The organism is Desulfofundulus luciae, from assembly GCF_030813795.1.
GTDB classification, from domain to species: domain Bacteria; phylum Bacillota; class Desulfotomaculia; order Desulfotomaculales; family Desulfovirgulaceae; genus Desulfofundulus; species Desulfofundulus luciae.
Genome location: NZ_JAUSUX010000040.1, coordinates 1 through 11,136 on the forward strand (window position 1 = coordinate 1; position 11,136 = coordinate 11,136).

Below are 11,136 nucleotides of genomic sequence, written 5' to 3' on the forward strand. Positions count from 1 at the left end.
AAGGCCGCTGCCTTGAAGCTAATGTTTTTGAGCGGTGAGGTCTCATAACGGGAAAAAATTTTTGTGGAGATACCTACTGGATCTTGACACGGACCAGCGCATTTTAGCCCTTGACAATCCTGTGGGAATGTGCTATTATTCCTAAACGTTCATATATATGCATGGACCGGGAGCCGTCTTTATACATATACGTATGAATGATCGCTTTTGCGGAAATAATATCATGGCATAGCTTTTTTATGATTTCGTAGGAAAGCGAGGTTTTCGAGGTTCTCTGGAAAACCTTGCTTTTCGTTGTTTTTTAATTTTGGGGGGTGTGAGGCTCTCAATGGTTACTGCAAACGCCGGGATCAGAACCAGGTGGAGTTTCGGCAAACTCCGGGAAGTTTTGGATCTGCCCAACCTGATTGAAGTGCAGCGCAACTCCTACGACTGGTTTTTGCGGGAGGGTTTGCGCGAGGTATTCCAGGATGTTTCGCCCATCCAGGACTTTACCGGCAATCTGGTCCTTGAGTTCCTGGACTATACCCTTGGTGAACCCAAGTACTCCGTCGAAGAGTGCAAAGAGCGGGACGTCACCTACGCGGCGCCCTTAAGGGTAAAGGTGCGCCTGATAAATAAAGAGACGGGAGAAGTCAAAGAGCAGGAAGTCTTCATGGGCGACTTCCCCCTCATGACCGAGAAGGGCACCTTTATCATCAATGGCGCGGAGCGGGTGATTGTCAGCCAGTTGGTGCGTTCCCCCGGGGTTTACTTTGCCGAGCAGCTCGATCCCAGCGGCAAGAAAATCTACACGGCCACCATTATCCCCAACCGGGGGGCATGGCTGGAATTTGAAACCGATGTCAACGACCATGTCTTCGTACGCGTTGACCGCACCCGCAAGATTCCGGTTACCGTCCTGGTGCGTGCTCTGGGCTACGGGTCCAATGTGATGATCGTTGACCTGTTTGACGGCAATAAATATATCCAGGAAACCCTGACCAGGGATAACACCGATTCCGAAGAAGAAGCCCTGGTAGAAATCTATAAACGGCTGCGGCCCGGTGAACCCCCCACAGTGGAGAGCGCTCGCTCGCTACTCCACTCGTTGTTCTTTGATCCCAAGCGCTACGACCTGGCCAATGTGGGCCGTTATAAAATATGGAAGAAGTTAAAGCATGATGTGCTCTACCGTTTTAAAGATGACGGTCAGGGACCAACGGAGTGGGATCGTTACCTGAACCGGGAGGTACCCAAAAACCGTGAATTTATCCGGGAGCTTACTCCTGAGGATATTATTGCCACCGTTAAATACCTGCTTCGTTTAATGGATGGGGAAGGCCAGGTGGATGACATCGACCACCTGGGCAACCGGCGCCTGCGTTCAGTGGGGGAACTCTTGCAGAACCAGTTTCGTATTGGTTTATCCCGCATGGAACGGGTGGTGCGGGAAAGGATGACCATCCAGGACGTGGATGTCATCACCCCGCAGGTGTTGATCAACATCAGGCCGGTGGTAGCGGCCATCAAGGAGTTTTTTGGCTCCAGCCAGCTTTCCCAGTTCATGGACCAGACGAACCCCCTGGCCGAGTTGACCCATAAGCGGCGCCTTTCGGCCCTGGGGCCGGGTGGATTGAGCCGGGAGAGGGCGGGCTTCGAGGTGCGGGACGTGCACCATTCCCACTACGGCCGCATGTGTCCCATAGAGACCCCGGAAGGTCCCAACATCGGCCTGATCGGTTCTTTGTCCTGCTATGCCCGGATCAACCACTTTGGTTTTATTGAAACGCCCTACCGCAAGGTGAACAAGGAAGAGCGGCGGGTTACCGACGAGATCGTCTACCTCACGGCCGACGAGGAAGAGGATCTGGTCATTGCCCAGGCCAACGTGCCCCTGGATGAAAATGGCTATTTTCTGGAGGATCGGGTGAATGCCCGCCACGGCCATGAGATTCTGGTGGTGCCCACGGACAAGGTCGACTACATGGACGTTTCGCCCAAGCAGGTCTTCAGCGTGGCAACTTCCCTGATTCCCTTCCTGGAGCACGACGATGCCAACCGGGCGCTGATGGGTGCCAACATGCAGCGCCAGGCCGTGCCGTTGATTAAAGCTCAAGCACCCCTGGTGGGTACCGGGTTGGAGTATAAAGCAGCCAGGGATTCCGGGGTGGTGGTGATCGCCAGAAACAGCGGCGTGGTGGAGCGGGTAACGGCCAACGAGATTGTGATCCGCACCGACAACGGCACCCTGGATACTTACAAGCTGATCAAGTTTGCCCGTTCCAACCAGGGCACCTGCATTAATCAAAAGCCCATTGTGTACAAGGGTGACCGGGTTGAAGCCGGGCAGGTAATTGCCGACGGGCCTTCCACCGATCACGGTGAGCTGGCCCTGGGCCGCAACGTGCTGGTGGCCTTCATGCCCTGGGAAGGTTACAACTACGAGGATGCCATCCTGGTGAGCGAAAAGCTGGTCAAGGAAGACTACTTTACTTCTATTCACATAGAAGAATATGAGTGCGACGCCCGGGATACCAAGCTCGGTCCCGAGGAAATCACCAGGGATATTCCCAACGTGGGCGAGGAGATCTTAAAGGACCTGGACGAGCGGGGAATTATCCGGGTGGGAGCGGAAGTGCGCCCCGGGGATATTTTAGTAGGCAAGGTTACGCCAAAGGGAGAAACCGAGCTCACCGCCGAGGAGCGCCTGCTGCGGGCCATCTTTGGCGAGAAGGCCAGGGAAGTGCGGGACACTTCTTTAAGGGTGCCCCACGGCGAGTCCGGTAAAGTGGTGGATGTGAAAGTATTTTCCCGGGAAAAGGGCGACGAGCTTCCCCCCGGGGTTAACCAGCTGGTCAGAGTGTATGTGGCCCAGAAGCGCAAAATTTCCGAGGGCGATAAAATGGCGGGCCGCCACGGAAACAAGGGGGTTATTGCCCGGATCCTGCCGGAAGAGGATATGCCCTTCCTTCCCGATGGTACGCCGGTGGAGATCGTTTTGAACCCCCTGGGTGTGCCCTCCCGGATGAACCTCGGTCAGGTGCTGGAAACCCACCTGGGCTGGGCGGCCAAGGTACTGGGCTACCACGTTTCCACACCGGTGTTTAACGGGGCTACGGAGGAAGATATTCTGGAATTTTTGGAGAGAGCAGGTCTTCCCAGGGACGGTAAGATAACCCTTTACGACGGGCGCACGGGAGAGCCCTTCGACAACCCCATTACCGTGGGCTACCTGTACATGTTAAAACTGGCTCACCTGGTGGACGATAAGATCCACGCCCGTTCCACCGGCCCCTATTCCCTGGTTACCCAGCAGCCCCTGGGTGGTAAGGCCCAGTTCGGCGGCCAGCGCTTCGGCGAGATGGAGGTTTGGGCCCTGGAGGCCTACGGTGCGGCCTATACCCTGCAGGAGATCCTTACGGTCAAATCCGACGATGTGGTGGGCCGGGTGAAGACCTACGAGGCCATTGTCAAGGGTGAGAACGTGCCCGAACAGGGTGTTCCCGAATCCTTCAAGGTTTTGATCAAGGAACTGCAGAGCCTGGGGCTGGACGTGAAGGTTCTTTCGGAGGATGACGAGGAGATCGAGATCAAGGAAGTGGAGGAAGACATGCAGGAAACGGCCCGGGATCTCGGCCTTGATATTCACGCCGGGGAGCTGCCGCCGGAAAAGGGCTATGATTCCGATTCGGAGGCCGAGGAAGAACGGGAGGAATATGAAGAGGAGGACTACCCGGGCGATTTGCCCGATGACGTTTTGGACCTGGACGATGAGGACACGGAACCGGATCGTTACCAGTGATTGCTATACGTGTTGCCGCATCCATGTCATAACAGATTTACACGGCTGCCCCGGGGCGTTTTTGTGGCCGGTGAATGTTCAGTAAAACCGTTATGGCGAGGATGCGGTGCTGTCGGCGCGAAGCACTGGAGTGAGCGGGGACCCAGCACTCACCGTGGCACTGGCTCTTCCCAAAACCGGATGTGTCAATTAAACCTGAAACACCGGGAGCAAAGTCATATTTGGGTGAGTGCTGGGCCGCATCCAACCGGGTCACTGAATATTTACTGCGACCGCAATAGAACCGGCGATATTCTTAGCGAAGGGAGAGGGATCCTTTGCTGGATTTGAACAACTTTGACCGCATCCGCATTGGTCTGGCATCTTCAGACATGATCCGCCAGTGGTCCAGCGGCGAGGTAAAGAAGCCGGAGACAATCAACTACCGGACACTGAAACCGGAGCGGGACGGTCTTTTTTGCGAGCGCATTTTCGGTCCTACCAGGGACTGGGAGTGCCATTGCGGCAAATACAAGCGGGTACGCTACAAGGGCGTGGTTTGCGATCGCTGTGGCGTGGAGGTTACGCGCTCGAAAGTACGCCGGGAACGCCTGGGTCACATTGAACTGGCCGCCCCTGTGTCCCATGTCTGGTATTTTAAAGGCATTCCCAGCCGCATGGGCCTGCTATTAGATATGTCGCCCAGTGCGCTGGAAAAAGTCCTTTACTTTGTTTCATACATTGTCATAGATCCCGGCAACACTCCCCTGATTAAAAAGCAGTTGCTTACGGAAACGGAATACCGAGAGTACCGGGAGAAATATGGCAATGCCTTTAAGGCGGGGATGGGTACCGAGGCGATCAAGGAGCTCCTGGCCGAAATCGATTTGGACGAAATGAGCCGGGAACTGCGCCAGGAGCTCAAGGAGGTCAGCGGTCAGCGCCGGGTGAGGGCCATTCGCCGCCTGGAAGTGGTGGAAGCTTTTCGCAAATCCGGCAACCGGCCCGAGTGGATGATCCTGGATGTCATCCCGGTGATCCCCCCGGAACTGCGCCCCATGGTCCAGCTTGACGGGGGCCGCTTTGCCACCTCGGACTTAAATGACCTGTACCGGCGGGTCATCAACCGCAACAACCGGCTGAAGCGTCTCCTGGATCTGGGGGCTCCCGATATTATCGTCCGGAACGAAAAGCGCATGCTCCAGGAAGCGGTGGATGCCCTCATTGACAACGGCCGCCGGGGGCGCCCCGTTACCGGTCCGGGCAACCGGCCGTTGAAGTCCTTAAGCGACATGCTTAAGGGCAAGCAGGGGCGTTTCCGCCAGAACCTCCTGGGCAAGCGGGTGGACTATTCCGGCCGTTCGGTGATTGTGGTCGGCCCCACCTTAAAACTGCACCAGTGCGGCCTGCCCAAGGAAATGGCCCTGGAGCTGTTCAAGCCCTTTGTGATGAAGCAACTGGTGAACAAGGGCTATGCCCATAACATCAAGAGCGCCAAGCGCATGGTGGAGCGGGTGCGCCCGGAAGTTTGGGACGTCCTGGAAGAGGTGATCAAGGAGCACCCGGTGCTCTTGAACCGGGCCCCCACGCTGCACCGGCTGGGCATACAGGCCTTTGAGCCCGTCCTGGTGGAGGGCCGGGCCATCCAGATCCACCCCATGGTCTGCACCGCCTATAACGCCGACTTTGACGGCGACCAGATGGCCGTGCACGTGCCCCTGTCGGCCGAGGCCCAGGCCGAAGCCCGGCTGCTCATGCTTTCGGCCCACAACATCTTAAACCCCAAGGACGGCCGTCCCGTGGCCATTCCCACGCAGGATATGGTCCTGGGCTGCTACTACCTGACCATGGAAAAACCCGGCGCCCCGGGTGAGGGGAAGGTCTTCAAGGATTACGAGGAAGCCATCATGGCCTATTACAACGGGGCCGTGAGCCTGCAGGCCCGGGTTCAGGTGCGCCAGCCTAACGGGGAGCGGCTGGAAACCACCGTGGGCAGGATCATTTTCAATGAAGTGGTCCCCGATGAACTGGGCTATTTAAACACTGTGATGGACAAGAAAAGCCTGGTGCAACTGGTGGACGATTGTTACCGCAAGCTGGGGTATTCAGCCACGGCCAACATGCTTGACGGCATTAAAAAACTGGGTTTCCATTTTGCGACCAGGGCCGGGATCACCATCAGCACTTCCGACATCATTATCCCCCCGGAGAAAAAGGAAATCCTGGCGGACGCGGAAAAGCAGGTGGAAACGGTGGAAACCCAATACCGCCGGGGGTTGATCACCGAGGAGGAGCGTTACCGCAATATCATCACCATCTGGAACGAGGCCACCGACAAGGTAACCAGGGCCCTGTTGAATATCCTGGATAAATTCAATCCCGTGTACATGATGGCCAATTCCGGTGCCCGGGGTAACATCCAGCAGATTCGCCAGTTGGCCGGTATGCGGGGACTTATGGCCGACCCCTCCGGCCGGATCATCCCCGTGCCCATTAAAGCCAACTTCCGGGAAGGGCTGGCCGTGCTGGAATACTTTATTTCCACCCACGGTGCCCGCAAGGGCCTGGCCGATACCGCCCTGCGCACCGCCGACTCCGGTTACCTGACCCGGCGCCTGGTGTACGTGGCCCAGGATGTCATTGTCCGGGAAGAGGATTGCGGCACCGACGAAGGCATCCTGGTGCAGGAAATCAAGGACGGCACGGAAGTGATTGAAAAGCTGGAGGACCGCCTGGTGGGCCGGGTGGCCTTAAACGATATCGTCCACCCCGGGACCGGGGAAGTGCTGGTACGGGCGGATGAAGAAATCGACGAGGAAAAGGCCAGGGCCATCGTCAACGCCGGCATTAAAGAAGTATGGATCCGCTCGGTGATTACCTGTAAAACCCGTTACGGCGTGTGCGTGAAGTGCTACGGCCGCAACCTGGCCACCGGCCGCATGGTGGACATCGGCGAGGCCGTGGGTATTATCGCGGCCCAGTCCATTGGCGAGCCGGGCACCCAGTTGACCATGCGTACCTTCCACACCGGCGGCGTGGCCGGTGACGACATCACCCAGGGTTTGCCCAGGGTCGAAGAGCTCTTTGAAGCCCGGCGCCCCAAGGGGCAAGCGGTCATCGCCGAAGCCGATGGTGTGGTGGATGTGCGGGAGGTTAAAGGACGCCGGGAGGTGGAGATCACCACTGACAGCGGTGAAAAATACACCTACCAGATTCCCTACGGCGCCCGGCTCAAGGTCAGTGCCGGGGACCGGGTGGCCGCCGGGGATGAGCTGACCGAGGGTTCCATCAACCCCCATGACCTCTTAAAGATTAAGGGGCTGCACGGCGTCTATACCTACCTGTTGCACGAAGTGCAGCGTGTCTACCGCCTGCAAGGCGTGGATATCAACGATAAGCATATAGAAGTGATGATTCGCCAGATGCTGCGCAAGGTCAAGGTTGAGGATCCCGGGGATACGGACCTGCTTCCCGGCGGGCTGATCGATAAGTTTGAGCTGGAGGATGAAAACCGGCGGATCAGGGAACAGGGCGGCAAGGAAGCCGTGGCGCGGCCGGTGCTCCTGGGGATAACCAAGGCTTCCCTGGCCACCGATTCGTTCCTCTCGGCTGCATCCTTCCAGGAAACCACCCGGGTGTTGACCGATGCGGCCATTAAAGGCAAAGTGGACCCTCTGATGGGGTTGAAGGAGAACGTGATTATCGGCAAGCTGGTGCCGGCCGGTACAGGCATGAGCCGCTATCGCAATATCCAGTTGGTGGAAGCCAGGGGCGAAGAGCGGCAGGAAACTCCGGAACCTGTAGCTGCGGTGCCTGCTTACGAAAATATTGACAACGTTCGCGACTGATGTTAAGATATGAGAGTGTCTGGATTTCTCTGGGGGGAGAGCTCATGCCCTTGGCCCGGCTGTCCAATGCCCGCAAGAAGATGGTGGGTTCCAAGCAAACCATGAAGGCCATTAATCGGGGGCAGGCTAAAGTAGTTTACGTGGCCATGAACGCAGAACGGCATGTCATTGATCCCATTATCCAGGCCTGTCGCGCCAAAAACATACCCCTTGTTGAGGTCGATTCCATGTCTCAACTGGGCAAAGCCTGCAACATCGAAGTAGGTTGTGCCTCGGCGGCGGTTATCGAAGATTAACCGCCGCTTCAACAGGGGTAGCCATGATTATGTCCGATAATCTGGAGGAAGGAGGTGTAGTAGCATGCCGACCATCAGCCAGCTGGTCCGCAAGGGCCGGGAGAAGGTGACCCACAAGTCTTCAGCCCCCGCGTTAAAGGGAAGCCCACAGAAGCGGGGGGTATGCACCAGGGTTTACACCACAACCCCGAAAAAGCCTAATTCTGCCCTGCGCAAGGTGGCGCGGGTAAGGCTTACCAACGGGATCGAGGTAACCTCCTACATTCCGGGGATCGGGCATAATCTACAGGAACACTCGGTGGTGTTAGTACGGGGTGGCCGGGTGAAGGACCTGCCCGGTGTCCGCTACCATATTATCAGGGGCGCCCTGGATTGTGCTGGTGTGCAGAACCGCAACCGGGGCCGTTCCAAGTATGGCGCCAAGCGCCCAAAGAAATAATTAACCGCCGGCCGGTTGGGCCGGTAGTTTTAAGTTTGGCAGGAAAGGTTATACTTTCGGTTAAAGGGGGGTAGAAAATGCCCAGGAGAGGCGCGGTAGCCAAGCGAGATGTGCCGCCGGACCCCATCTATAATAGCAAGGTGGTCACCAAGCTGATCAACCAGGTTATGCTCAAAGGCAAGAAGAGCATAGCCGAACGCATATGTTACAAGGCCTTTGAGATCATCCGGGAAAAAACCGGCAAAGATCCGCTTGAGGTTTTTGAGCAGGCCATGAAAAATGTTATGCCCGTGCTGGAGGTAAAGGCCCGCCGGGTAGGGGGTGCCAACTACCAGGTGCCCGTGGAAGTCCGGCCCGAGCGGCGGCAGACCCTGGGTATCCGCTGGATCACCCAGTATGCCCGGCAACGCGGCGGCAAGAGCATGGAAGAAAAGCTGGCTGCGGAAATTATGGATGCCGCCAATAATACAGGTGGGGCGGTGAAGAAAAAGGAAGACACCCACAAAATGGCGGAAGCCAACAAGGCCTTTGCCCATTACCGGTGGTAAGGGGGTGAAAATATGGCACGGCAATTTCCACTGGAGAGAACACGCAACATCGGTATAATGGCCCACATTGATGCCGGCAAGACCACCACCACCGAACGGATTCTTTTTTATACCGGTCGTGTGCATAAGATGGGTGAAGTGCATGATGGGGCTGCCACCATGGACTGGATGGTGCAGGAGCAGGAGCGGGGTATTACCATTACCTCTGCTGCTACCAGTTGCCAGTGGCGGGATCATTGTATTAACATCATCGACACGCCTGGGCACGTGGACTTCACCGTAGAAGTGGAACGCTCCCTGCGGGTGTTAGATGGGGCCGTGGCCATCTTCTGTTCCGTGGGCGGCGTGGAGCCCCAGTCGGAGACCGTGTGGCGCCAGGCCGACAAGTACGGTGTACCGCGGATTGCTTACATTAATAAGATGGACCGGGTCGGCGCGGATTTCTTCCGCAGCATGACCATGATCCGTGAACGGTTGGGCGCCAACCCGGTGGCCATCCAGTTGCCCATTGGCGCCGAGGACAGCTTCGTAGGTGTTGTAGATCTGATCCGCAACAAGGCCATTATTTATGTTGATGATCTGGGCACGCGTAGCAAGGAGACGGCCATCCCGGAAGAAATGCGCGAGCTGGTGGCCGAATACCGGGAAAAGCTTTTAGAAGCAGTGGCTGAGTCCGATGAGGAATTGATGATCAAATACCTGGAAGGTGAAGAGCTGACCGAAGAGGAGATCAAGCGGGGCATCCGTAAAGCGACCCTGGCGGTAAAGATGATCCCGGTGCTGTGCGGCTCTTCCTTCAAAAACAAGGGTGTACAGCCCCTTTTGGATGCTATTGTCGACTTCCTTCCGGCACCGACGGACATACCGGCCATCCGAGGTCTCAACCCCGAAACCGGGGTGGAGGATAAGCGGGTGGCCAGGGACGATGAACCGTTTTCGGCCCTGGCCTTTAAAATCATGGCCGATCCCTATGTGGGTAAACTGACCTTTTTCCGGGTATACTCGGGTAAGGTAACTTCTGGCTCATATGTTTATAACTCCACCAAAAACCGGCGGGAACGCATCGGGCGCATTTTGCGCATGCATGCCAACCACCGGGAGGAAATAGATGAGGCTTATGCCGGGGACATTGTGGCCGCGGTGGGTTTAAAGGAAACCACCACGGGGGATACCCTGTGCGATGAAAAACACCCCATCGTCCTGGAGTCCATGGATTTCCCCGAGCCGGTGATTTCCGTGGCCATCGAGCCCAAGACCAAGGCCGACCAGGACAAAATGGGTGCAGCTCTCTCCAAGCTGGCCGAAGAGGATCCCACTTTCAAGATGCATACTGATCCGGAAACGGGCCAGACCATTATTTCCGGCATGGGCGAGCTGCACCTGGAGATCATCGTCGACCGCCTGATGCGGGAGTTCAAGGTCGAGGCCAATGTAGGACGTCCCCAGGTGGCCTACAAGGAGACCATCAGGGAAAAGGTCAAGGCCGAAGGCAAGTTCATCCGGCAGACCGGCGGCCGCGGCCAGTACGGCCATGTGGTCCTGGAAATCGAGCCTTTGGAGCGGGGCGCCGGTTACGAGTTTGTCAACAAGATTGTCGGCGGCGTGGTGCCCAAGGAATACATCCCGGCCATCGATGCCGGCGTCAAGGAAGCCATGGAAAACGGTGTCCTGGCCGGGTACCCGGTAGTGGACGTGCGGGTAACCCTGGTGGACGGTTCCTACCATGAAGTGGACTCCTCAGAAATGGCCTTTAAGATTGCCGGTTCCATCGCCTTCAAAAACGGGGCGCAAAAGGCCAAACCGGTACTGATGGAACCGATCATGAAGGTGGAAGTGGTGGTCATGGAGGAGTACATGGGGGATGTCATTGGGGACCTCAACGCCCGTCGCGGACGCATTGAAGAGATGGAGCGGCGGGGTAACGCGCAGGTGATCCATGCCTATGTCCCCCTGGCCGAGATGTTCGGCTACGCCACGGATCTGCGTTCGCGCACCCAGGGGCGTGGTACCTATACCATGCAGTTCAGTCACTACGAGGAAGTACCTCCGTCTATGGCTGAAGCTATTATTACCCGGCGGCGGGGATAAAGGCCGCACCCACATTTGCTGCCTGCAAAACTATATGCTGGACAAGGAGGATCTAATGTCATGGCCAAGGCCAAATTTGAGCGGACCAAACCCCACGTAAACGTAGGGACCATTGGACACGTTGACCACGGGAAGACCACTTTGACGGCAGCCA

At 57.0% G+C, this 11,136-nt stretch carries 7 protein-coding genes; all 7 read left to right on the forward strand.

Annotated elements, in window-relative coordinates; translation table 11 throughout:
- Positions 1-328: 328 nt before the first annotated feature.
- The gene (gene rpoB / locus J2Z49_RS14075) at positions 329-3,784 is read left to right on the forward strand and encodes a DNA-directed RNA polymerase subunit beta (RefSeq protein WP_307403731.1); all 3,456 of its coding nucleotides are present in this window, start codon (positions 329-331) and stop codon (positions 3,782-3,784) included.
- 317 nt (positions 3,785-4,101) lie between these two features.
- Positions 4,102-7,611 (forward strand): DNA-directed RNA polymerase subunit beta', encoded by a 3,510-nt coding sequence (gene rpoC, locus J2Z49_RS14080; protein ID WP_307403733.1) that lies wholly within the window; start codon positions 4,102-4,104, stop codon positions 7,609-7,611.
- 44 nt (positions 7,612-7,655) lie between these two features.
- Positions 7,656-7,907 carry a L7Ae/L30e/S12e/Gadd45 family ribosomal protein gene (locus J2Z49_RS14085; RefSeq protein ID WP_307403735.1) on the forward strand — a complete coding sequence of 84 codons (252 nt, stop codon included), beginning with the start codon at positions 7,656-7,658 and terminating at the stop codon, positions 7,905-7,907.
- 64 nt (positions 7,908-7,971) lie between these two features.
- Complete coding sequence (rpsL, locus tag J2Z49_RS14090) at positions 7,972-8,346, forward strand: 30S ribosomal protein S12 (protein ID WP_072871211.1); 375 nt, start codon at positions 7,972-7,974, stop codon at positions 8,344-8,346.
- A 77-nt stretch (positions 8,347-8,423) separates the two neighbouring features.
- On the forward strand, positions 8,424-8,894 hold the full coding sequence (gene rpsG / locus J2Z49_RS14095; RefSeq protein ID WP_013824067.1) for a 30S ribosomal protein S7: 471 nt from the start codon (positions 8,424-8,426) through the stop codon (positions 8,892-8,894).
- Between the two features lie 12 nt (positions 8,895-8,906).
- The gene (gene fusA, locus J2Z49_RS14100) at positions 8,907-10,982 is read left to right on the forward strand and encodes an elongation factor G (protein WP_307403737.1); all 2,076 of its coding nucleotides are present in this window, start codon (positions 8,907-8,909) and stop codon (positions 10,980-10,982) included.
- Positions 10,983-11,042: 60 nt separating this feature from the next.
- The coding region (locus J2Z49_RS14105) for a GTP-binding protein (RefSeq protein WP_017173303.1) at positions 11,043-11,136 on the forward strand (94 nt) is incomplete at its 3' end.